General features: G+C 75.8%; 2 protein-coding genes. Both read right to left on the bottom strand.

Annotated elements, in window-relative coordinates:
• Positions 1-5: 5 nt before the first annotated feature.
• Positions 6-11,210: a type I polyketide synthase gene (locus tag IGA62_RS25085; RefSeq protein ID WP_408632882.1), complete on the bottom strand. Its 11,205-nt coding sequence runs from the start codon at positions 11,208-11,210 to the stop codon at positions 6-8.
• Positions 11,211-11,265: 55 nt separating this feature from the next.
• Entirely contained in the window at positions 11,266-26,043 is a 14,778-nt protein-coding gene (locus IGA62_RS25080) for a type I polyketide synthase (protein ID WP_145818580.1), read from the bottom strand.
• Positions 26,044-26,079: the final 36 nt, after the last annotated feature.

The following is a 26,079-nucleotide window of genomic DNA, read 5'->3' as shown; positions in this document are numbered from 1 at the left end:
GGCGGTCACGATGTCTCCAGCTCGCGGTCGATCAGGTCGAAGATGTTCTCGGCGGTGGCCGATTCCAGGTCGTCGTCGCCGACCACGTCGGCCTGCCGATCGGCCAGCCGGTCCAGCAGGCCGTGCAGCCGGTCGGTGATCCGGCGGAACTCGTCGTCGGCCGGGTCGAGCCCGTCGAGCGCCGCCTCCAGCCGGTCGAGTTCCCGTCCGACGCCCGCCGACCGGTCGGCTGCCGTGTCCGCGAAGTCGAACTGCGTCGCCAGGTACGCGGCGAGCGCGGCCGGCGTGGGGTTGTCGAAGACCAGCGTCGCCGGCAGCCGCAGCCCGGTGGCCGCCCCGATCCGGTTGCGCAGCTCGACCGCGGTGAGCGAGTCGAAGCCGAGTTCCCGGAACGCCCTGGTCGGTTCCACGCCGGCCGAGTCGCCACGGCCGAGGACCACGGCGACGTGCGACAGCACCAGATCACGCAGGGCGCGTTCCCGCTTGTCCGCGGGGAGGGCACGCAGGGTGTCGACGAACGCCTGCCCACCGGCGGCCTCGGCGGCGACGGCCCGACGGCTGGCCGAGCGGACCAGGGCCGCCAGCAGCGGGTGGACGGGCGCACCGGACGCCGCCATCGCCGTGTTGATCTTCGCCGGCATCAGCACCGCGCGCTCCGACCGCCAGGCCGCGTCGAACAGGGCGAGCGCCTCGTCGTTGCCCAGCGCCACCAGTCCACTGCGCTCCAGCCGCCGCAGGTCGACCGTGTCGAGGTGCCCGGTGATGCCGCTGGCCTGCGCCCACAGGCCCCAGATCAGGGAGACCGCCGGCAGGCCGAGGGCCCGCCGGTGTTCGGCGAGAGCGTCGAGGAACGCGTTGCCGGCGGCGTAGTTGCCCTGGCCCGGCCCACCGAACACGCCGGCGGCGGCCGAGTAGAGCACGAACGCGGTCAGCTCACGGTCGAGCGTGGCCCGGTGCAGGTTCCAGGCCGCGTCGACCTTCGGCCGCAGCACCGCCGCGAGACTGTCCGGGGTGAGCGACTCGACGGTGGCGTCGTCGACGACACCGGCGGTGTGCACGACCGCGCGCAGCGGGTGCCGGGCGTCCACCATGGACAGCACGTGGTCGACGGCGTCCGGGTCGGCCAGGTCGGCGGCGACGATCGACACGTCCGCGCCGAGCGCCTTGAGGTCGGCCAGCAGCTCGTCCGCGCCGGCGGCGTCCGGGCCGCGCCGGCTGACCAGCAACAGGTGCCGGGCACCGTGCGCGGTGACCAGGTGCCGGCAGAGCAGCCCGCCCAGCGTCCCGGTGGCACCGGAGACCAGGACCGTGCCGTCCAGCCGCGGCACCTGCGGGATGCTCAGGGTCAGCTTGCCGACGTGTCGGGCCTGGCTGAGGAAGCGGAACGCCTCGGGGGCGCGGCGGACGTCCCAGGTGCGCCGGGGCAGCGGCCGCAGCGCGCCGCTCGCGAACAGCGCCATCAGCTCGTCCAGCATCCGCCTGATCGTGGCCGGGCCGGCGACCATCAGGTCGAAGACCTGGTAGCTCACGCCGGGGTGCTCGGCGGCGATCCGCTGCGGGTCCCGCTTGTCCGTCTTGCCCATCTCGACGAACCGGCCGCCCCGGGGCAGCAGCCGCAGTGACGCGTCCACGAACTCGCCGCTGAGCGCGTTGAGCACCACGTCCATGCCGCGCCCGCCGGTGCGCTCGCGGAACTTCTCGACGAAGTCGAGGGTGCGCGAGGAGGCGATGTGCGCGTCGTCGAAGCCGGTGGCGCGCAGCGCCGGCCACTTGCCGGGGCTGGCCGTGCCGTAGACCTCCGCGCCGAGGTGGCGGGCGATCTGGACGGCGGCCATGCCGACGCCACCGGCGGCCGAGTGCACCAGCACCGACTCGCCCGCCGTCAGCCGGCCCAGTTCGACCAGCCCGTACCAGGCAGTCAGGAAGACCACCGGCACGGCGGCGGCTTCGGCGTACGACCAACCGTCGGGGATGCGGGTGAGCATGCGGTGGTCGGTGACCGCGACCGTGGAGAACGAGCCGGAGATGATGCCCATGACGCGGTCGCCGGGGGCGAGGTCGGTGACGCCCGGACCGACCTGGAGCACCACGCCGGCACCCTCGCTGCCCAGCACCTGCTGGTCCGGGACCATGCCGAGGGCCAGCACCACGTCCCGGAAGTTGAGCCCCGAGGCGCGCATCTCGACGACGACGTGTCCCTCCGGCACCTCGTCCGTCCCGACCGGGACGGGCAGCAGGGCCAGGTTCTCCAGGGTGCCCTTCTCGGTGACGTCGAGCTGCCACGGCACCTCGTCGCCGGGCAGCGACAACGCACCGGCGTCCCGCGCCCGGACGAGCCGGGGCACCAGGACGACGCCGTCGCGGACCGCGAGCTGCCCCTCGCCGCCCGCGACCGCAGCCGCGACCACGGCGAGGGAGGCGGCGGCGGCGTCGGTGTCGAGCAGCGTGAACCGGCCGGGGTTCTCGGACTGCGCCGACCGGACCAGTCCCCACAGGGCGGCGCGGGCGAGGTCGCGGGGGGCCTCGCCGGGCGCGGCGGCGACCGCACCCCGGGTGTGCAGGACCAGGTGGCTCTGCTCCAGCCGAGGCTCGGCGAGCCACCGCTGCACCAGCGCCAGGGCGTCCCGGGTCGCGTCGTGCGCGTCCACGTCGGCGCGGGACGGGTCCACGTCCGATCCGACCCGCAGGTCGACCACGACATCCGGTACGTCGGCGCCGCCGTCGAGCGCGGTGACCAGCGCCGCCAGGTCGACGTGGCCCGCGACCGGGTGTCCGGCGGCGGCCAGCGCGTCGGCCAGGCCGAGGGCGTCGTCGCCGAGCAGCGCCCAGCGCGTCGTGCCCCCGGCGGTCGCGTCGCCCGCCGGCAACGGCGTCCAGTCCAGGTGGAACAGCGAGCTGCGGCGCAGCGCGGCGGCCTCGTCGGCCCGGCTGGCGGCGACCGGACGGAAGGTCAGCGACTCCACCGTGGCGACCGGCTGCCCGGCCGGGTCGGCCAGGGTGACGGCGACCGTGTCCGGGCCGAGCGAACGGAGCCGCACCCGCAGCCGGGTGGCGCCGTGGGCGTGCAGGCTGACCGAGCGGAAGGCGAACGGCAACCAGCCGGTGCCGGCGGCGTCTGCCGAACTGCCGAGCAGGCCGCTGGGCCCGGTGGCCTGGAGAGCCGCGTCGAACAGGGCCGGGTGCAGGCCGAACTGGGACGCCTCGGCGGCCACCTCGTCGGGCAGTGCCACCTCGGCGTACACCTCGTCGTCGCGGCGCCACACCCGGCGCAGGCCCACGAACGCGGGGCCGTAGCTGATCCCGCTCTCGGCCGTCTGCGCGTACCAGGTCTCCAGGTCGGTGTCGACCTCGACCGCGCCGGCCGGCGGCCACTCCCCCGACACGACCACCGGGGCGGGGAACTCCGGCAGCAGCAGGCCCTCCGCGTGCCGGGTCCACTCCCCGTCTCCGCCCTCCTCGGGGCGCGAGTGCACGGTGACGCTCCGCTCGCCGGCGGCCCCGGGCGCGCCGAGGCGCACCTGCACCTGGACGGCACCGGTGGACGGCAGCACGAGCGGGCTGATCAGGGCCAGGTCACCCACCTGGCCGGCGTCGACCTCGTCGCCCGCGCGGACCACCATGTCCATCAGGGCGGTGCCGGGGACGACCACCAGTTCCCCGACGACGTGGTCGGCCAGCCACGGGTGGGTGTGCACGGACAGCCGCCCGGTGAGCACCACCGTCTGGTCGTCGGCGACCGGTACGGCCGCGGCGAGCAACGGGTGCCCGGCGTCCTGGAGGCCGGCCGAGCTGACGTCGCGCACCCGGTGCGCGGGGGCCTTCAGCCAGTACCGTTCCCGGTCGAAGGCGTACGTGGGCAGGTCGACGGCCGGTGCCGGGGTGAGGACCCTCGTCCAGTCGACGGGCAGGCCGAGGACGTGGGCGGTGGCCAGGTTGGTCAGCAGTCGCGCCGGGTCGTCGTCGCCCCGGCGCAGGGTGCCCAGGGTGTGGCCGACGGCCCCGGCGTCCTCGAGGATCGCGGTGACCGGCAGGGTCAACACGGGATGCGCGGACACCTCCACGAAGGTGGTGTGGCCGGCCTCGATCGCCACCCGCACGGCGGCGTCGAAGCGCACCGGGTTGCGCAGGTTCTCGTACCAGTAGGTCCCGTCCATCACGGTCGGGTCGGCCCACTCGCCGGTCAGCGTGGACACCAACGGCGTGTGCCCGGACCGGGGGGCGAGGTCCGCCAGGTCGGCGAGCATCCGCTCGCGGATCCGCTCCACGGCCGGGGAGTGCGACGCGTAGTTGAACCGGATCGGCCGGGCCCGCACCCCGTCGGCCCGGAACTCCTCCACCAGCTCCGCGACCTGCTCCGGCGGGCCGGAGACCACCACCGTCGCCGGCCCGTTCCGCACCGCCACGACCACCTCGGGACGGTCGGCCAGCCGGGCGGCGACCTCGTCGGCGGGCAGGTCGACCGCGGCCATCGCCCCGGTGCCGGCCAGCGTGGCGAGCGCACGGGCGCGCAGGATCACGGCCTTCGCCGCGTCCTCCAGCGACAGGACGCCCGCCACGCAGGCCGCCGCGATCTCGCCCTGCGAGTGGCCGATCATGAGCCGGGGGACCACCCCGGCGTGCCGCCACACCTCGGCGAGGGCGACGCCCACCGCGAACAGCACGGGCTGGAGCACCTCCACCCGGTCCAGCCACGACTCGTCGTCGCCGGTCAGCACGGAGACGATGTCCACGTCCAGGTACGGCGCGAACGCCCGCTGGCACTCGGCCAGCCGCGCGTCGAACACCGGACAGCGGCCGACCAGGCCGGCGGCCATCCGCGCCGACTGGCCGCCCTGCCCCGGGAAGACGAAGACGACCCCGGCCCCGGTCTCACCGGCCGGTTCCGTCACCATGTTCGTCGCCGACGACCCGGTCGCCAGCGCGTCCAGCCCGGACAGCAGGTCCTCGACGCTCGTCCCGACCACGGCGGCCCGGTGCTCGAACGTCGACCGCGTGGTGGCCAGCGACCAGCCGACCGCCGCCGGCTCCAGTCCGTCGTGCCCGCGCACGTGCCGCGCCAGCCGGACCGCCTGACGTGCCAGGGCGGTCCTCGACCGCGCCGACACCGGCCACACCGCCACGTCCGCGTCCACCAGCCCCGCAGCGGCGTCCACCGGCGGCGCGGCGGCGCCGGCCGACGGCAGGTCGTCCGGCAACTCGATGATCGTGTGTGCGTTGGTGCCGGAGACGCCGAACGACGACACCGCCGCCCGGCGCGGCCGGTCCACCACCGGCCACGGCGTCGCCTCGGTCACCAACTCCACCGCACCGGCCGACCAGTCGATGTGCGGCGACGGGGCGTCCACGTGCAACGTCGCCGGCACCACGCCCTCCCGCATGGCAAGGACCATCTTGATCACACCCGCCACACCGGCCGCAGCCTGCGTGTGCCCGATGTTCGACTTCACCGACCCCAACAACAGCGGCACGTCCCGGCCCTGACCGTAGGTCGCCAGCAACGCCTGCGCCTCGATCGGGTCACCCAGGGTGGTGCCGGTGCCGTGCGCCTCCACCACGTCCACGTCGGCCGTGGACAGCCGGGCACTGGCCAGCGCCTGCCGGATCACCCGCTGCTGCGACGGGCCGTTCGGCGCGGTCAACCCGTTCGACGCGCCGTCCTGGTTCACCGCCGAACCGCGCACCACCGCCAGCACCTGGTGGCCGTTGCGCCGCGCGTCCGACAACCTCTCCACCAGCAGCATGCCGACGCCCTCGCCCCAGCCGGTGCCGTCGGCCGCCGCCGCGAACGCCTTGACCCGCCCGTCGGGGGCCATGCCGCGCTGCCGGGAGAACTCCACGAACAGGCCGGGCGTCGCCATCACCGTCGACCCACCCGTCAGGGCGAGATCACACTCGCCCTGACGCAGCGCCTGCACGGCCAGGTGCATCGCGACGAGGGACGACGAACACGCCGTGTCCACCGACACCGCAGGCCCCTCCAACCCCAACGCGTACGCCACCCGACCCGACACCACGCTCGCCGCGTTCCCGGTGCCGCCGAACCCCTCCACCTGGTCGCCGGCCACCACCAACAGGGACCTATAGTCCTGACCGTTCGTGCCCACGAACACCCCTGTTCGCGAACCCCGCAACGACCCCGGAACAACCCCTGCCCGCTCCAGCGCCTCCCACGACGCCTCCAGCACCAACCGCTGCTGCGGGTCCATGGCCAGGGCCTCACGCGGGCTGATCCCGAAGAAGGCCGGATCGAAATCCGCCACGTCGTAGACGAAGGCGCCCTTGTCCGTGTACGTGGTGCCGGGCTTCTCCGGGTCGGGGTCGACCAGTCGGTCGAGGTCCCAGCCACGATCGGTGGGGAACTCGTCGACGGTGTCCACGCCGTCGGCGACCAGCCGCCACAGGTCCTCCGGGCTGGTGACGCCGCCCGGGAAGCGGCAGGCCATCGCCACGATGGCCACCGGCTCGTCGTCGTGCACGGCGGACGGGGTGACGGTCTCGGTTGCTGCCCCGGTGTCGCCGAGCAGTCCGGCGAGCAGGAAGCGGGCCAGCACCACCGCGTTGGGGTGGTCGAAGACCAGGGTGACGGGCAGCGGCTGCCCGATCGCGGCGACGAGCCGGTTGCGCAGCTCGACCGCGGTCAGCGAGTCGAACCCGAGATCCCGGAACGCGGTGGTGGCCGGGATCGCGGTGGCGTCGTCGTGACCGAGCACGTCGGCGGCGAGTTCCCGGACCAGGTCGGCGAGGGTCTCCTCCCGCCGGGTCGGGGTGAGCCCGGCCAGCTGGCGGCGCAGCGTCGCCGCGGCGCTGTCCTCGCCGTCGTCGAGCGGCGCCCCGCCGTCGAGGGCCGCCTTCGCCTCCGGTACGCCCTCCAGCAGCGGTCGACGCCGGGCGGAGGCGAACGCGGGGGCGAACCGGGACCAGTCGACGTCGACGACGGTGAGGGCGACGTCGTCGTGGTCGAGGGCCTGTTGGAGGGCGCTCATCGCGACGGTCGGGTCCATCGGCGGCACGCCCCGGTGGCGCAGCTTCTGGTCGGAGTCGGCCGTGTGCATGCCGCCCTCCCCCCAGGAACCCCAGGCGATGGCGGTGCCGGCCCGCCCGTCGGCGCGCCGCTGCTGCACGAGCGCGTCGAGGTAGGCGTTGCCGGCGGCGTACCCGGCCTGGCCGGCGCTGCCCCAGGTGGCGGCGATGGACGAGTAGACGACGAACGCGTCGAGTTCCTGGTCGGCGAGGAGGTCGTGCAGGTGCGCGGCACCAGCGCTCTTGCCGGCCGTCACCTCGACCAGTTCGGTGGGGGTGACCGCCATGAGCGGGGTGGTCTGGGCGATGCCGGCGGTGTGCACGACGGTGCGTACCGGTGGGCCGTCGGCCTGGACCCGGTCGAGCAGGTCGGCGACGGCGGCCCGGTCGGCGATGTCGCAGGCGGCGACGGTGACCCGGGTGCCGAGGTCGCGCAGCTCGGCCGCCAGCTCGGCGGCACCGGGCGCGTCCGGGCCGCGTCGGCTGACCAGCACGATGTGCTCGGCGCCGGCCGTGGCGAGCCAGCGGGCGGCGCGGGCACCGAGGCCGCCGGTGCCGCCGGTGATCAGTGCGGTTCCGGTGGGCGTGAAGTGCCGTACCGGGGGACGGTCGCCGAGTTCCGCGCGGACCAGCCGGCGGACGAAGACGCCGGGGGCGCGTACCGCGAGCTGGTCCTCGCCGGCCGGTCCGGCGAGGATCGCGGCGAGCCGGCCGGCGGTACGGCCGTCGAGGCGGGACGGCAGGTCGACCAGGCCACCCCAGCGATGGGGTGCCTCGACGCTGATCACCCGGCCGAGGCCCCAGATCGCGCCCTGGCCGGGGTCGGTGAGCCGGTCGTACGAGGCGACGGTGACCGCCCCCCGGGTGACCAGCCACAGCGGCGCGGCGAGTTCGGCGTCGCCGAGGGCCTGCACCAGGGCGAGGGTGGTGGTCAGGCCGGGCAGGGCGGCGGCGTCGCCGGCCTGCGGTTCCCAGGCGAGCAGGGAGATCACCCCGGCGACGTCGACGCCGGCCAGGGACGCGGCGAGCCCGGCCCGGTCGGCGTCGGGTTCGACGGTCAGCGGCAGCAGCTCGGCACCGGCGTCGGCCAGAGCGGCCCGGACGTCCTGCACCGCCGGGTCGTCGTCGAGCCCGGCGGGCAGCGCCAGCAGCCAGGTGCCGTGGAGGCGGGCGGCGGCCGGTTCGGGAGTCACCTGCCAGTCGGCCCGGTACCGCCAGCCGTCGAGGAGGGAGTGTTCCTGCCGCTGGCGTCGCCAGCCGGCGAGGACGGGCAGCAGGGTGCGCAGCGATTCGGTGGCCTCGGCGTCGTCGACGGCGAGGGTGCCGCGCAGGGCGTCCAGGTCGGCGCGTTCGACGGCGTCCCAGAACCGGTGGTCGAGCAGGCCGGCGCTGCTGGTCGGGGCAGTTGGCTCCTCCGCCGGCACCCAGTAGTGCTGTCGCTGGAAGGGGTAGGTGGGCAGGTCGACGAGGGATCCGGAGCGACCGCCGAACGCGGGCCGCCAGTCGACCGGCACACCCGCGACGTAGACCTCCGCGAGGGCACGGTGGAACCGGCCGAGACCACCCTCACCACGGCGCAGACTGCCGGTGACCGTGACCACGGCGGGGTCGGCGGCGGCCACCTCGACGGCCTCCTGCACCGCCATCGTCAACACCGGATGGGCGCTGACCTCGACGAACGTGGCGTAACCGGCGGCGAGCAGACCGCGCACCGCCTCGTCGAAACGGACCGTCTGCCGCAGGTTGCGATACCAGTACCCGGCATCGAGACCGGCCGTGTCCAGCCACTCCCCCGCCACCGTCGACCAGAACCGCACCTCGCCGGTACGCGGACGCAACCCGGCCAGCAGCTCCACGAGCTGGTCCCGCAACGGCTCGACGTGCGCCGAGTGGGAGGCGTAGTCCACCGGCACCCGCCGGACCCGGATCTCCCGGGCCTCGTAGTGCGCCACCAGCTCGTCGAGGGCGGCGACGTCGCCGGACACGACCACGGACGTGGGCCCGTTCACGGCGGCGAGGGCGATCCGCCCGTCCCAGCGCGTGATCGTCTCCGTCGCCTCCTCGGCGGTGGTGGCCACCGAGACCATCCCGCCGTCCCCGGCGACGCCGGCGATGACCCGACTGCGCAGCGCCACCACCGCCGCCGCGTCCTCCAGCGTCAGCGCCCCCGCCACGTGCGCGGCGGCGATCTCACCCTGCGAGTGCCCGATCACCGCCGACGGGCGCACCCCGTGGGACTCCCACAGCGCCGCCAGGGACACCCCGACCGCGAACAGGGCCGGCTGCACCACGTCCACCCGGTCCAGGGACGCCGCCCCGGGCACCCCCCGCACCACGTCCAGCAGCGACCAGTCCACGTACGGACGCAGCGCCTCCGCGCAGGCGGCCAGCTTCTCCGCGAACACCGGCGCGGTGTCCAGCAGTTCGGCGGCCATGCCCACCCACTGCGAACCCTGACCCGGGAACACGAACGCCACCTCACCGGGGTTGCCGGCGACACCCGTGACGACCTCCGACCTGGGCCGCCCGTCGGCCAGCGCCGTCAACCCGGCGGCCAGTTCGTCCCGGTCGGCGGCGAAGACCACCGCCCGGTGTTCGAGGGGCGACCGGGAGACCACCGAGGTCCAGGCGACGTCGGCCGGGCTCAGGTCGGCCTCGCCGGTGACGTACCCCGACCAGAGCTCGGCCTGACGGCGCAGTGCGGTGCGGGTACGGCCGGTGAGCAGCACGGGCGCGGGTGCGGGAAGGACCGGCCGTTCGGCGTCGGCGGGGGTGTCCTCGGCTTGTTCGAGGATGATGTGGGTGTTGGTGCCGCTCATCCCGAACGAGGAGACGGCGGCCCGGCGTGGCCGGTCGACGGCCGGCCACGGCGTCGGTTCGGTGACCAGGGCGACCGCGCCAGCGGTCCAGTCGACGTGCGGGGTGGGCTCGTCGACGTGCAGGGTGGCCGGGACGAGGCCGTTCCGCATGGCCTGGACCATCTTGATGATCCCGGCGATGCCGGCGGCGGCCTGGGTGTGCCCGATGTTGGACTTGATCGACCCGAGCAGCAGCGGAGCGCCCACGCCCCGGTCCTGGCCGTACGTGGCGAGCAGCGCCTGCGCCTCGATCGGGTCGCCCAGGGTGGTGCCGGTGCCGTGCGCCTCGACGACGTCGACCAGGTCCGGGGTGAGCTTCGCACTGGCCAGCGCCTGCCGGATGACCCGCTGCTGGGCGGGACCGTTGGGGGCGGTGAGCCCGTTGCTGGCGCCGTCCTGGTTGACCGCGGAGCTGCGGATGATCCCGAGCACCGGGTGACCGTTGCGGCGGGCGTCGCTGAGCCGTTCGAGCAGCAGCACACCGACGCCCTCGCCCCAGCCGGTGCCGTCGGCGGAACCGGCGAACGACTTGCACCGCCCGTCGGCGGCGAGCCCGCGCTGCCGGGAGAACTCGACGAACGGGCCGGGGGTGGCCAGCACGGTGGCCCCGCCGGCCAGCGCCAGGCCGCACTCGCGCTGGCGCAGGGCCTGGCAGGCGAGGTGGACGGCGACCGAGGACGACGAGCAGGCGGTGTCCACGGTGACCGCGGGCCCTTCGAGCCCGAACGTGTACGCGATCCGGCCGGAGACGACGCTGGCGGCGGTGCCGGTGAGGACGTACCCCTCGACGCCGGGGGCGCGGTGCATGACGGCGGCGTAGTCCTGGCCGGAGGTGCCCATGAAGACGCCGGTACGGCTGCCGCGCAGCGACAGCGGCGCGATGCCGGCCCGCTCGAACGTCTCCCAGGTGACCTCCAGCAGCAGCCGCTGCTGCGGGTCCATGGCGACGGCCTCACGGGGCGAGATGCCGAACAGGGCCGCGTCGAACTGCCCGGCGTCGTTCAGGAACCCGCCGGACGCGGTGTACGAGGTGCCGGGGTTGTCGGGGTCGGGGTGGTGCAGCCGGTCGAGGTCCCAGCCCCGGTCGACGGGGAAGTCGCCGATGGCGTCCCCGCCGGCCGAGACGAACCGCCACAGCTCCTCCGGCGAGGTGATGCCGCCGGGGTAGCGGCAGCTCATGGCGACGATGGCCACCGGCTCGGACTCCTCGGCGGTGACCTCACGCAGCCGCTGGCGGGTCTGGTGCAGCTCGGCGACGACACGCGTCAGATACTCGCGGAGCCGCTCCTCGTCCGACATGGTCGGCTTCGGCCCCTCGTTCTCCACCGGCACGTTCGCCATGGTTGGTCTCACTTCCTCGTTCTCTGCCGGTACGTGACGCGTGCCCTCAGGAAAGCCCGAGGTCCCTGTCCAAAAGATCGAAAAGCTCCTGGTTGCTGGCCGTACGCAGCCGGTCGGCCACGTCGGCGGCCTCGTCGGGCCGCTCGCCGGCACCCCGCTCGGCGGCGCCGAGGCGCTCCAGCAACCGGTGCAGCCGCATGGTGATCCGTACCCGGCCGAGGTCGTCGGCCTCGCGCAGGGCGAGCGCCTCCTCCAGCCGATCAAGCTCCTCGACCGTGGGCAGCGCCTCCACCGACGCCTCGCTGACCAGCTCGGCGCGCAGATGCTCGGCGAGGGCCTGTGGGGTCGGGTAGTCGAACACGACCGAGCTGGGCGGATTGAGCCCGGTGGCGCCCGCCAGCCGGCCGCGCAACTCCACGGCGGTCAGCGAGTCGAAGCCGAGGTCCCGGAACGGCCGGTCGGCCTCCAGGGCGTACGGGCTGTCGTGGCCGATCACCTCGGCGGCGGCGGCGCGGATCAGGTCGACCAGCAGCCGGTTCTGCTCGGCGGTGGTGAGGTCGGCGAGCCGCTTGCGCAGGGCGGTGAGGACCTCCTCGCCGCCCTCGGCGGCCGGGTCGGGGCCGGCGCGCAGGGCCGCCACCTCGGGCAGGTCGGTGATCAGCGGCCGGGGCCGGGCGGAGGTGAAGACCGGAGCGAAGCGCGTCCAGTCGACGTCGGCGACGGTGAGGACCGTCCCGTCGCCCTCGACGGCGGCGCGCAGGGCGGCCATCGCCGGCTCCCGGTCGAGCAGGGAGACCCCGCGCCGGCTCATCGCCACGGCGTGGTCGTCGCTGACCATGCCGCCACCGGCCCACGGCCCCCAGTTGACCGAGAGCACCCGGGCCCGGCCGGCGGGCCGGGACTGCGCCCAGGCGTCGAGGAAGGCGTTGCCGGCGGCGTACGCGCCGTGGTCGCCGACGCCCCACGCCGCGGCGATGGAGGAGAAGTAGACGACCAGTTCGAGGTCGTCCGGGTCGAGCAGTTCGTCGAGGTGGCGGGCCCCGGCGGTCTTGCCGGAGACCACGTCGGCGAGCTCGTCGGTGGTGACCACGGAGACCGGGTTGAGGCGTCCGACGCCGGCGGCGTGCACCACGGCGCGCACCGTCTCGCCGTCGCGGCGCAGTCCGTCGACCAGGGCCGCGACGGCGTCCCGGTCGGCCAGGTCGCAGGCGACCGCCGTGACCTGCGCGCCGATCTCGGCCAGCTCGGCAACCGTGTCGGCGACGCCGGGGGCGTCCGCGCCGCGTCGGCTGACCAGGATCAGCCGCCGGGTACCGTGCCGGGCGAGCCAGGTGGCGGCGTACCGGCCGATGGCGCCGGTGCCGCCGGTGATGAGCACGGTGTCCGGCGGCTGCCAGGCCGGGGCGTCGGCCGTACCGGCGCGGGCCGCCCGGGCCAGCCGCCGCAGGTGCGTGCCGAGCGGGCGGACGGCGAGCTGGTCCTCGGCGTCGGTGTTGGTCAGCGCCCGCAGCAGGTGCTCACCGGCGGCGGCGTCCAGCTCCGCCGGCAGGTCGAGCAGGCCACCCCAGTGAGCGGGGTGTTCCAGGGCGGTGACCAGCCCGAGGCCCCAGGTGGTGGCCTGGGCGGGGTGGGCGATCGGGTCGCCGGGACCGGTGGTCACGGCCTGCCGGGTGAGCAGCCACAGCGGCCCGGCCGGCGCGGCGTCGGTGACGGCCTGGACGAGGGTGAGGTTGCCGGTGAGCCCGGCGGGCACGTTCGGGTGGTCGGGGTGGGGTCGCTCGTCCAGGGCGAGCAGCGAGACGATCCGGCGGGGCGGGCCGGCGGGCAGCAGCCCGGCCAGCTCGGCCCGGGTGACCGTCGCCGGGTCGACCGCGACGGTCCGTACGTCGCCACCGTGCCCGCCGACCAGCTCGGCGATCCGGTCGGCGGTCTCCGCCGCCGCGCCGGCCGGGACGACCAGCAGCCAGTCCCCCGTGGCCGCGCCGGCGGTGAGCCGCCGCTGCGGCCAGGTGATCCGGTAGCGCCAGCCGTCGACCAGCGCGTCGGACTGCCGCCGGCGGTGCCACTCGGCGAGGGTCGGCAGCTGGGCGCGCAGCGGCTGGTCGGGGTCGACGCCGAACCGGGCCGCCAGCCCGTCGCCGTCGCCCTCGGCCACCGCCTGCCAGAACGCCTCGTCGGCGGTGCCGGCCACCGGGGCGACCGGGGCGGCGGCGCCGACCACGTCGCCGTTCTCGACGGGCCAGAACCGCTGGTGCCGGAACGCGTACGTGGGCAGCTCGACCGGGTCGACGGCGGGCAGCAGCGCCGCCCAGTCGACGGGTACGCCGTGGCAGTGCAGCCGGGCCAGCGCGCCGAGCAGCGTCGCCACCTCGCCCCGGCCACGGCGCTGCGTCCCGGTGACGAGCGGGCCGCCCTCGGGCAGCGCGTCGGCGGCCAGCGCGGTGAGCACGGTGTCCGGGCCGACCTCCAGCAGGGTGCCGACCCCGAGGTCGCGCAGGTGGGTGACGGTGTCGGCGAACCGGACCGCCTCCCGCACGTGCCGCACCCAGTAGTCCGGGGTGCAGACCAGGTCGGGGTCGGCGACCCGGCCGGTCAGGTTGGACACCAGCGGCACGGTCGGCGGGGCGTAGTCGAGGGTGGCCGCGACGGCGGCGAACTCGGCCAGCATCGGTTCCATCAGCGGACTGTGGAACGCGTGGCTGACGTTGAGCCGCTTGGTGCGTACGCCGATCGCGGCGAAGCGCCCGGCCAGTTCGGTGAGCGTGGCGTCGGCACCGGAGAGCACCACGGCGGCCGGTCCGTTGACGGCGGCGATCGCCACCCGGTCGGCGTACGGGGCGAGGGTGTCGGTGACCTCGGCCTCACCGGCGGCGACGGCGAGCATCCCGCCGCCGGCCGGGAGGGCCTGCATGAGCCGGCCCCGGTTGCCGACCAGGGCGCAGGCGTCCGGCAGGGTGAGCACGCCGGCCACGTGCGCGGCGGCGATCTCCCCCACGGAGTGCCCGGCGACCAGGTCGGGGCGGACGCCCCAGCCGGCCAGGAGCCGGTGCAGCGCCACCTCGACGGCGAAGAGCCCGGCCTGGGTGAAGACGGTCTGGTCGAGCAGCTCGGCCTCGGCGCTGCCCTCGTCGGCGAAGAGCACGGTCTTCAGCGGCCGGGGCAGGTGGGCGTCGAGGTGCTGGCAGACCTCGTCGAGGGCCTCGGCGAACGCGGGGAACGCCCGGTACAGCTCGCGGCCCATCCCGGCGTGCTGCGCGCCCTGCCCGGAGAAGAGCACGGCGACGGTGCCGCCGGACCCGGCGACGTCCCGGGTGAGGCTCGGGTGGGTCTGCCCGGCGGCGAGCGCCCGCAGCCCGGCCAGGTACCCGTCCGGGTCGGCGGCGAGCAGCACCGCGCGGTGCCGCAGGTGGGACCGGCCGGTGGCCAGGGCCCGGGCGACGGCGACGGGGTCGGCGGCGGGCGTCACGGACGCCCAGTCGGCGAGCCGGGCCGCCTGGGCGCGCAGGCTGTCCTCGTCGTTGCCGGAGACCGCCCAGGGCAGCAGCGGCAGCGCGGCCGGTCGCCCGGCGTCGGGCGCGTCGGCCTCGGCGGGCGGGGCCTGTTCGAGGATGACGTGGGCGTTGGTGCCGCTCACCCCGAAGGCGGAGATCGCCGCCCGGCGCGGCCGGTCCACCCCCGGCCACGGGGTGGGCTCGGTGAGCAGCGTGACGGTGCCCTCCGACCAGTCCACCTGCGGCGTGGGCTCGTCGACGTGCAGGGTCGGCGGGAGCAGGTCGTGCTGGAGCGCCATCACCATCTTGATCACACCGGAGACGCCGGCGGCGGCCTGGGTGTGACCGAGGTTCGACTTGACCGAACCGAGCAGCAGCGGCCGGTCCGCGGGCCGGTCCTGCCCGTACGTGGCGAGCAGCGCCTGCGCCTCGATCGGGTCGCCGAGCCGGGTGCCGGTGCCGTGCCCGTCGACGGCGTCCACGTCGGCCGGGGTGAGCCCGGCGTTGGCCAGGGCCTGCCGGATGACCCGCTGCTGGGCGGGCCCGTTCGGGGCGGTGAGCCCGTTGGACGCGCCGTCCTGGTTGGTGGCGGAACCGCGCACCACGGCGAGGACCCGCCGGCCGTCCCGGCGGGCGTCGGAGAGGCGCTGGAGGAGCACCAGCCCGACGCCCTCGCCCCAGCCGGTGCCGTCGGCGGCCCCGGCGAACGACTTGCACCGCCCGTCGGCGGCGAGGCCGCGCTGCCGGGCGAACTCCAGGAACGGACCGGGGGTCGCCATCACGGTCACCCCGCCGGCGACCGCCATGTCGCACTCACCGGCCCGCAGCGACTGCACGGCCAGGTGCAGCGCCACCAGCGACGACGAGCAGGCGGTGTCGACGCTGACCGCCGGCCCCTGGAGGCCGAAGGTGTAGGAGAGGCGGCCGGAGAGCACCGCCGCGACGTTGCCGGTGGCCTGGTAGCCCTCGGTCTCCGCCCGCGCGGCCATGAGCAGGGTCGCGTAGTCCTGGCCGTTGGTGCCGACGAAGACGCCGGTGCTGGTTTCCCGCATGTCGGCGGGGGCGATGCCGGCCCGCTCGAACAGCTCCCACCCGGTCTCCAGCAGCAGCCGCTGCTGCGGGTCCATCACCAGCGCCTCGCGGGGCGAGATGCCGAACAGGCCGGCGTCGAAGCCCCCGGCGTCGGCGAGGAAGCCGCCCTCCCGGGCGTACGAGGTGCCCGGGGCGTCGGGGTCGGGGTCGTAGATGGCGTCGAGGTCCCAGCCCCGGTCGGCGGGGAACGGGCCGATGGCGTCCCGGCCCTCGGCGACGAGCCGCCACAGGTCCTCCGGACTGGCCACGCCGCCGGGGTAGCGGCAGCTCATCGCGACGATGGCGACCGGCTCGTCCAGGGCGGCGACGGCCCGGGCGGCGGCGGGCGCCTGCTCGGTGACGCCGAGGATGCGGTCGGCCAGCCATCCGGCGAGCAGTGCCGGGGTGGGCCGGTCGAAGACCAGCGTGGCGGGCAGCTTCAGCCCGACCGCCTCGCCGAGCCGGTTGCGCATCTCCACGGCGCTGAGCGAGTCGAAGCCGATCTCGCGGAACGGCCGGTCGGCGCCGATCGCCTCGGCGGAGGCGTGCCCGAGCACGGCCGCGGCGTGCATCCGCACCAGCTCCAGCAGGGTGCGGCGGCGTTCCGGCTCGGCCAGCCCGGCGAGCCGGGCACGCAGCGGGGACGCCTCGGCGGGCTCGTCGTCGTCCCGGGCGCGGGCGGCGACGAGCCGGGCGACCTCGGGGACGTCCTCGATCAGCGGCCGGGGGCGGGTCAGCGCGTAGGTCTGGTGGAACCGGTCCCAGGCGATGTCGGCGACGGCGAGGGTGACCTCGTCGTGCGCGAGGGCCTGGGCGAGGACGGCGACGGCCAGGTCGGGACGCATCGGGCGGACGCCGGAGCGGAACATCTGGTCGGCGCCCTCGGCCTCCATCATCCCGCCGCCGTCCCAGGCACCCCAGGCCACGGCGGTGGCGCGGAGGCCACGGCGACGACGGTCCTCGGCGAGGGCGTCGAGGAAGGCGTTGCCCGCGGCGTAACCGCCCTGGAAGCCGCCGCCCCAGACGCCCGCGCCGGAGGAGAAGAGCACGAAGGCGGCCACGTCGCCGAACGCCTCGTCGAGGTTGACCGCGCCGGCCACCTTGGCGTGCAGGCCGTCGGCGAGTTCGGCCAGGTCGGTGCCGGCGAGCGGGCCGGCGTGGGCGACGCCCGCGGCGTGGAAGACCGCGTCGATCCGGACGTCCTGACCGGCGAGCCGGTCGACCAGGGCGTGCAGCGAGTCGCGGTCGGTCACGTCGCAGGCCACCACCGTCACGGTCACGCCGAGGGCGGTCAGCTCCGCCTCCAGCTCGGCCGCGCCGGGTGCCGCCGAGCCCTGCCGGCTGGTCAGCACCAGGTGGGACGCGCCGTCGCGGGCCAGCCACCGGGCCACGTGCGCGCCGATCGAGCCGAGGCCGCCGGTGACCAGGACGGTGCCGGCGGGACGCCACCCGGCGGCGTCCGGCGGGGTCTCCGCGCCGGCGCGGACGAGCCGGCGGGTGAACAGGCCGGAGGTGCGTACCGCGATCTGGTCCTCGTGCCCGACGCCGGCGAGGGCGACGGCGAGCCGGCCCCGGGCGCGCCGGTCCAGGACGGCCGGCAGGTCGACGAGGCCGCCCCAGCGGTCGACGTGTTCCAGGGCGGCGACCCGGCCGAGGCCCCAGACCATGGCCTGCCGGGGACGGTCGAGCGGGTCGGCCCGGCCGGTGGAGACGGCGCCCCGAGTGGCGCACCACAGCGGTGCGACGATCCCGGCGTCACCGAGAGCCTGCACGAGGACGAGGGTGCCGGCGAGCCCGGCGGACACGACCGGGCGGTCCGGGTGGTCGGCCTCGTCGAGGGCGAGCAGGGAGAACACACCGGTGACGGCGACGTCGAGGTCGGCGAGCTGCCCGGCGAGCGCCACGCGGTCCGGGTCGCCGACGGTCATCGGTACGACGTCCGCGCCGGCCTCACCGAGTGCCTGGATGGTCTGCCCGACCAGCGCGTGGCCCGCGTACGCGGCCGGCGCGACGAGCAGCCAGGTCCCGCCCAGCCGGGCGGACGACGCGGCGGGCAGCGGCTTCCAGTGCACCCGGTACCGCCAGGCGTCCACCGTGGACTCGTCGCGGCGGCGCTGCCGCCACTCGGACAGCACCGGCAGTGCCTCGCCGAGCGCCCGTACCCCGGTCTCGTCGATGCGCATGGCGGCGGCCAGCGCGTCGGCGTCGGACCGCTCGACGGCGTCCCAGAACTGGCGGTCGACGGGGTCCTCGGCGGTGGCGGCCGGGCCGGTCCGCACCGGCGCCTCGGGCCAGTACCGCTGCCGGTGGAAGGCGTACGTGGGCAGTGGCACGGCGGGGCCGGTGCCGACGCCGCAGACGGCGGTCCAGTCCGCGTCGACGCCGTGGACGTGCAGCTCCGCCAGGGCGGTGAGGATGCGGTGCCAACCGCCCGCGCCCCGGCGCAGGGTGTTCACCACGGCGGCCTCGTGCTCGACGGAGTCGATGGTCTCCTGCATGCCGAAGCTGAGCACCGGGTGCGGGCCGACCTCCAGGAAGACCTGGTGGCCGTCGGCGAGCAGGCTGCGCACCGCCTGTTCGAAGTTCACCGTCTCGCGCAGGTTGCGGTACCAGTAGCCGGCGTCGAGGGTGGTGGTGTCGGTCTGCTCGCCGGTGAGCGCGGAGTAGAACGTCAGCTCGGCGGGGCGGGCGGTGATCCCGCCGAGGCTGGTCAGGAGCCGGTCCCGGACGGCCTCGACGTGCGGGGAGTGGGAGGCGTAGTCGACGTCGAGGTGGCGGGTGCGCACGTCGTCGGCGTCGCAGGCGGCAGCCAGCTCGGCGAGGGCGTCCGGGTCGCCGGCGACCACGACCGAACCGGGACCGTTGACGACGGCCACGGTGAGCCGGCCGTCCCACCGCGTCAGCAGCTCACGGACCCGGTCGGCGGACAGGGAGATCGACAGCATCCCGCCCCGGCCGGCGATGTCGGCGAGCACCTGGCTGCGCAGGGCGACGATCCGGGCGGCGTCCTCGAGGGAGAGGGCGCCGGCCACGCAGGCGGCGGCGATCTCCCCCTGGGAGTGCCCGACCACCGCGGCCGGCCGTACGCCGAGCGAGCGCCACACCCGGGCCAGGGAGACCATCACCGCCCACAGGGTCGGCTGCACGACGCCGGAGGCGACCAGCGGCGGGGCGTCGTCGGCGCCGCGCAGCACGTCGGTCAGCGACCAGTCGACCCAGGGTGCGAGGACGGCCTCGCACTCGGCGATGGACGCGGCGAAGACCGGCGAGTCGGCCAGCAGCTCGGCGGCCATGCCGGGCCACTGCGAGCCGTGCCCGGAGAAGACGAAGACGGGGTTGGTGTTGCGCAGGGCCGTGCCGGTCACCACGGCGGGGACGGTTTCGCCCTTGGCGAGCGCGGTCAGGCCCTGGGTCAGCTCGGCCTGGTCCTGGCCGAGCACGACGGCCCGGTGCGGGAACGCCGAGCGGGTGGTCGCGAGGGCGTACGCCACCTCGGCCGGTTCGATCTCGGGGTGCGCGGCGAGGTGCGACCGCAGCCGGACGGCCTGCTCCCGCAGTGCGGCCCGGTCGGTGGCGGACAGCACCAGCGGGACGAGCCCGGCGTCGGCGGCGACGCCCGGATGGAACTCGGTGACGACGGTGGACTCCGGGGCCTGCTCCAGCACGACGTGGGCGTTGGTGCCGGAGATACCGAACGACGACACCGCCGCCCGACGCGGCCGGTCCACCGCCGGCCACGGCGTCGGCTCCGTCGCCAACGCCACCGCCCCGGCGCTCCAGTCCACGTGCGGGGACGGCTCGTCCACGTGCAACGTCGGCGGCACCAGGCCGTACCGCATCGCCAGCACCATCTTGATCACACCGGCCACCCCGGCCGCAGCCTGCGTGTGCCCGATGTTCGACTTGATCGACCCGAGCAACAGCGGCCGATCCTCCGGCCGCTCCTGCCCGTACGTGGCCAGCAGCGCCTGCGCCTCGATCGGGTCACCCAGGGTCGTACCCGTACCGTGCGCCTCCACCGCGTCCACATCAGCAGTGGTCAACCGCGCGTTCGCCAGCGCCTGCCGGATCACCCGCTGCTGCGACGGACCATTCGGCGCGGTCAACCCGTTCGACGCGCCGTCCTGGTTGACCGCGCTGCCCCGGACCACGGCGTAGATCCGCCGGCCCTCCCGCTGAGCGTCGGAGAGCCGCTGCACCAGCAGCACACCCACACCCTCACCCCAGCCGGTGCCGTCGGCGGACGCCGCGAACGACTTGCACCGACCGTCGGCCGACAGACCCCGCTGCCGCGAGAACTCGATGAACGTCCCCGGCGTCGCCATCACCGTCACACCACCGGCCAGCGCCAGGTCACACTCCCCCGACCGCAGCGCCTGCACCGCCAGGTGCAGGGCGACCAGCGACGACGAGCACGCCGTGTCGACGGTGACCGCCGGGCCTTCGAGGCCGAACGTGTACGCCACCCGACCCGACAGGACGCTGCCCGACGTCCCGGTGCCGATGTAGCCCTCCACCTCGGCGGGCAGGTCGAGCAGCCGCGAGGCGTAGTCGTGGTACATCACGCCCGCGAACACGCCGGTACGGCTGCCGCGCAGTCGCACCGGGTCCAGCCCGGCGGATTCGAACGTCTCCCAGGACGCCTCCAGCAGCAACCGCTGCTGCGGGTCCATCGCCAGGGCCTCACGCGGGCTGATGCCGAAGAAGCCCGGATCGAACTCGGCCGCCCCGTACAGGAACCCGCCGTGCCGGGTGTACGTCGTGCCGCTGCTGTTCGGGTCCGGGTCGAACAGCGACTCCAGGTCCCAGCCCCGGTCGGCCGGGAAGTCGCTGATCCCGTCCCCACCGGTGGACAGCAGCTCCCACAGCTGGTCCGGGTTGTCCACCCCACCCGGGTACCGGCACGCCATGCCGACGATCGCGATCGGCTCGTCGAGTCGGGTGCCGGTCACCACCTCGGTCGCCGGGGCCGTGGCGCCCTGGCCGCCGGCCAGCTCGGCGTACACCTGGGCGGCCAGGATCTGCGGGGTCGGGTAGTCGAAGACCAGCGTCGAGGCGAGCCGCAGGCCGGTCGCCGCGTTGATCCGGTTGCGCAGGTCGACGGCGGTCAGGGAGTCGAAGCCCAGCTCCCGGAACGCCCGGTCCGCCGGCACCGCCTCCGCGCCACCGTGGCCGAGCACCTGGGCGACGAGGCCCCGCACGAGGGCGTCGACCTGGTCGCGGGCCTCCTGGGGGGCCAGGCCGGCCAGCCGGTCGGCCCAACTGCCCTTGCCGGCCTGCCGGCGGGCGGGGACCGCGCCCAGCAGCGCCCGCAGCAGCGACGGCACCCGCCCGGCGACGACCTGCGACCGCATCGCCGGAACGTCGATGACGGCGGGCACGAGCGCGGCCCGGCCCACGGCCACGGCGGTGTCGAGCAACTCCAGACCCGTCCGGGCGCTCATCGGGGTCAGGCCGGCCCGCGCCGACCGGGCCCGGTCGGCCTCGGACACGGACGCGGCCATGCCGGGGGTGTCCCACATGCCCCACGCCAGGCTGACCGCCGGCAGGCCCGCCTGACGGCGCTGCGCGGCGAGGGCGTCGAGGAACGTGTTCGCGGCGGCGTAGGCGGCCTGGCCCGGGGAGCCGAGGACGCCCGCCACGGACGAGAACAGCACGAACAGGTCGAGGTCCAGGTCGCGCGTGGCCTCGTGCAGCCACCAGCCGGCGGTGGCCTTGGGGGCTAGGACGCCGGCCAGCCGCTCCGGGCTGATCGCCGAGACCACGCCGTCGTCGAGCACGCCGGCGGTGTGCACCACGCCGGCCAGCCGTCCGGGGACGCCCGCGACCAGCGCGGCCACCCGGTCCCGGTCGGTGACGTCGGCGGCGACCACCTCGACCCGGGCGCCGAGGCCGGTCAGCCGCTCGGCGAGCGCGTCCGCGCCGGGGGCGGCCGGGCCCTGCCGGGACACCAGCAGCAGCGACCGCACGTCGTGCGCGGTGACCAGGTGCTCCGCGACGAGGGCGCCCAGTGCCCCGGTGCCGCCGGTCACCAGCACCGTGCCGTCGCCGACGGTGGGCGCGTCCGCGGCCGGCGGCAGCGCGGCGCGGACGAGGCGGGGGGTCAGCACCGCGTCGGCGCGCAGCGCCACCTGACCGCCGGTGGGCGGCAGGTCGGCGACGACGCCGGCCAGTACGGCGAGCGTGGCGGTGTCCGGGTCCCGGTCGAGGTCGGCCAGGACGATGCGCTCCGGATGCTCGGACTGGGCCGACCGGAGCAGGCCCCACACGGCCGCGCCGGCCAGGTCGGCGAGCTGGTCGGCGTCCCGGGCCACCACCGCGCCCCGGGTCAGCACCACCAGCCGGGAGTCGGCGAGGGCGTCGGCGGCCAGCCACGCCTGCACCGCCGCGAGCACGTCCGAGGCGACCGCCCGGACGGACTCCGGCACGTCCACGCCGGACGGGGCGGCCACCGGCAGCACCAGGGTGCGCGGCAGCGACCCGGGGTCGGTCGCGGCGGCCAGCACGGCCGCCACGTCGGCGTACGCGGGCAGGTCGGCCGGGTTGGACTGGTCCGGGCCGGCGAGCAGCGCCCAGCCGGACAGGTCGTCGACGGGCGTGACCTCCTCGGCCTGCCAGGCGACCTCGAACATCGACCGGGCCGCGGCGCCGGGGGCGGCCAGGCCGGTCATCTCCCGCAGGACCAGGGTGTCCACCGACACGACGGGGGCGCCCGCGCCGTCGGCGGCGACCAGTCGTACCGCGGAGCCCTCGGCGGTCAGCCGGACGCGCAGCGCCGACGCGCCGGACGCGTGGACCTGGACGCCCTGGAACGCGAACGGCACCCGGGGGCCACCGCCCTCACCGGCCAGCAGCAGCCCGATGGGGTGCAGAGCGGCGTCGAGCAGCGCCGGGTGCACCGCGAAGCCGCCCGCCGTCTCCGCGACGTCCTCCGGCAGGGCGACCTCGGCGTACACCTCGCCGTCGCCGGTCCACAGCCGGCGCAACCCCTGGAACGCCGGCCCGTAGGTCAGGCCGCGCCCGGCCAGCGCGTCGTACCAGTCGTCCAGCGCCACCTCGGTCGCGGTGGCCGGCGGCCACGCCCCGAGGCCGGGCTCGTCGGCGGCGGCGGGTTCGAGCACGCCCTCGGCGTGCCGCACCCAGCCGGCGTCCGGGTCCTCCTCGGCCTGGGCGTGCACGGTCACCGCGCGGGCACCGGCGTCGTCGGCGGGGCCGACACGCACCTGCACCCGGGTGCCGCCGGTGGCGGGCAGGGTCAGCGGCGCGGCGACGGTCAGCTCCCGTACCCGGGAGACGCCGATCTCGTCGCCGGCCCGCACCGCGAGTTCGATCAGCGCGGTGCCGGGCAGCACCACCGCGCCGGAGACCGCGTGGTCGGCCAGCCACGGGTGGGTGGCCAGCGACAGCCGGCCGGTGAGCAGCACCATGTCCTCACCGGCGACGGAGACCGCCGCGCCGAGCAGCGGGTGCCCGGCCGCGCCCAGGCCGGCGCCGGAGACGTCGGCGAGCCGGCCGACCGGCTCCAGCCAGTACCGCTCGTGCGCGAACGCGTACGTGGGCAGGTCGACCCGGCGGGCGCCGGCACCGGCGAGCAGGGCGTCCCAGTCGACGGCGAGACCGTCGGCGTGCAGCTGGGCGAGGGCCTCCAGGACGGCACGGGGCTCGGGCCGGTCCTTGCGGGACAGCGGCACCAGCACCGCCGCCGGGTCGGTGAGGCAGCTCTGCGCCATGGCGGTGAGCACGCCGTTGGGGCCCAGCTCCACGTACGTGCCGACGCCGGCCCCGGCCAGGTGGTCGACGGCGTCGGCGAAGCGTACGGCCTCCCGGACGTGGCGCACCCAGTAGCCGGGGCTGCACAGCTGCTCCGGCTCGGCGATCCGGCCGGTCAGGTTCGACACGATCGGCACGGTGGGCGGCCGGAACGTCAGCTTCTCCGCGACCGCCGCGAACTCGGCGAGCATCGGGTCCATCAGGGCGCTGTGGAAGGCGTGGCTGACCCGGAGCCGGTGGGTGGGCACGCCCCGGCCGGACCAGAGCGCGGCCACCTCGTCGACGGCCTCGGCGTCGCCGGAGACGACCACGGCGGTAGGGCCGTTGACGGCGGCGATGTCGATCCGACCGGCGACGCCGGCCAGCGACTCGGCCACGGCCGCCTCGTCGGCGCCGACGGCGAGCATCGCCCCGCCGTCCGGCAGGGCCTGCATGAGCCGGCCCCGGGCGGCGACCAGCGCGGCGGCGTCGGCGAGGGTGAGCACCCCGGCGACGTGCGCGGCGGCCAGCTCGCCGATCGAGTGGCCGACCAGGAAGTCGGGGACGAGCCCGAACGACCCGGCGAGCCGGAACAGGGCCACCTCGACGGCGAACAACCCGGCCTGGGTGAAGACCGTCTGGTTCAGCAGGGCGGCCTCGGCCGAGTCCGCCGGAGCGAACAGCACCTCGCGCAACGGCCGGGGCAGGTGCGGGTCGAGCTGCGCGCAGACCTCGTCCAACGCGGACGCGAAGACGGGGAACGCGGCGTACAGCTCGCGGCCCATGCCGGCGCGCTGGGCGCCCTGGCCGGAGAAGAGGAACGCGACCCGGCCCCGGCCGGTGGCGGTGCCGGTGACCACGGCGGGAGCCGGCTCGCCGGCCGCGAGGGCGCGCAGCCCGGCGAGCAGGTCGGCACGGTCAGCGGCGAGGACCACGGCCCGCCGGTCCAGCCCGGACCGGCGCAGCGCGGACACGGCGACGTCGACCGGCCGGACGGAGTCGTCGGCGGCCAGGTGGTCGGCCCAGCGGCGGGCCTGCGCGGCGAGGGACTCGGGACTGCGGGCGGAGAGCGGGACCGGCACCAGCGGCGGCGCGACGGCCGGCGTCGCCGGCTCGGGCTCCTCAACCGTGGGGGCCTGCTCGATGATGACGTGGGCGTTCGTGCCGCTGATGCCGAACGACGACACGGCGGCCCGCCGCTCCCGGCCGGTCGCCGGCCAGGGGCGGGCGTCGGTGAGCAGCTCGACGTCGCCGGCCGACCAGTCGATGTGCGGGGACGGCTCGTCGACGTGCAGGGTGCGCGGCAGGACGCCGTGCCGCATCGCCAGGACCATCTTGATGATGCCGGCGGCCCCGGCGGCGGCCTGGGTGTGGCCGAGGTTGGACTTCACCGAGCCGAGCCAGAGCGGCTCCCCGCCGGCCCGGTCCTGCCCGTACGTGGCGAGCAGCGCCTGCGCCTCGATCGGGTCGCCGAGGGTGGTGCCGGTGCCGTGCGCCTCGACGACGTCCACGTCCGCCGGGGAGAGCCGGGCGTTGGCCAGGGCCTGCCGGATCACCCGCTCCTGGCTGGGGCCGTTCGGGGTGGTCAGGCCGCTGCTGGCGCCGTCCTGGTTGACCGCGCTGCCCCGGACCACCGCGTAGATGCGTCGACCGTCGCGTTGGGCGTCGGAGAGCCGCTGGAGCAGCAGCACGCCGACGCCCTCGGCCCAGCCGGTGCCGTCGGCGGCGGCGGCGAACGACTTGCACCGCCCGTCGGAGGCGAGCCCGCGCTGCCGGGAGAACTCGGCGAAGACGCCCGGGGTGGAGAGCACGGTGACGCCACCGGCCAGGGCGAAGTCGCAGTCGCGCTGGCGCAGCGCCTGCACGGCGAGGTGTACGGCGACCAGCGACGACGAGCAGGCCGTGTCGATGGTGACGGCCGGCCCTTCGAAGCCGAACGTGTACGCGACCCGGCCCGACACGACGCTGCCGGAGTTGCCGGTGCCCAGGTACCCCTCCACGCCCTCGGGCAGGTCCAGCACCCGGGAGGCGTAGTCGTGGTACATCACCCCGGCGAACACCCCGGTGCGGCTGCCGCGCAGCCGCTGCGGGTCGAGACCGGCGGACTCGAACGCCTCCCAGGCGCTCTCCAGCAGCAACCGCTGCTGCGGGTCCATGGCGAGGGCCTCCCGCGGCGAGATGCCGAAGAAGGCCGGGTCGAACTCGGTGGCCTCGTAGAGGAAGCCACCCTTGTCGGTGTACGAGGTGCCCGGGTTGTCCGGGTCCACGGAGAAGAGGCGTTCCAGGTCCCAGCCCCGGTCGGTCGGGAAGTCTCCCACCCCGTCCCGGCCGTCGGCGACCAGCTGCCACAGCTCGTCCGGGCTCTGGACGCCACCCGGGTAGCGGCAGGCCATGCCGACGATGGCCATCGGCTCGCGGTCCTTCGCCTCCACCTCGCGCACGCGCCGCCGCGCCTCACGCAGGTCCGCCGTGGCGCGCCGGAGGTAGTCGAGGAACTCTTCCTCAGTGGGCATCGAGCCACTCCGTATCGTGGTCAGAGATCCGGGGCA

Origin of the sequence: Micromonospora sagamiensis (assembly GCF_014680085.1) — a bacterium.
Classification (GTDB): Bacteria; Actinomycetota; Actinomycetes; order Mycobacteriales; family Micromonosporaceae; genus Micromonospora; species Micromonospora inyonensis.
This window is presented reverse-complemented; position numbering and strand designations above follow the sequence as displayed.

Excerpts from the sequence above, each read along its gene's own strand:
- IGA62_RS25080 (WP_145818580.1), bottom strand. The coding sequence starts at position 26,043 with ATGCCCACTGAGGAAGAGTTCCTCGACTACCTCCGGCGCGCCACGGCG.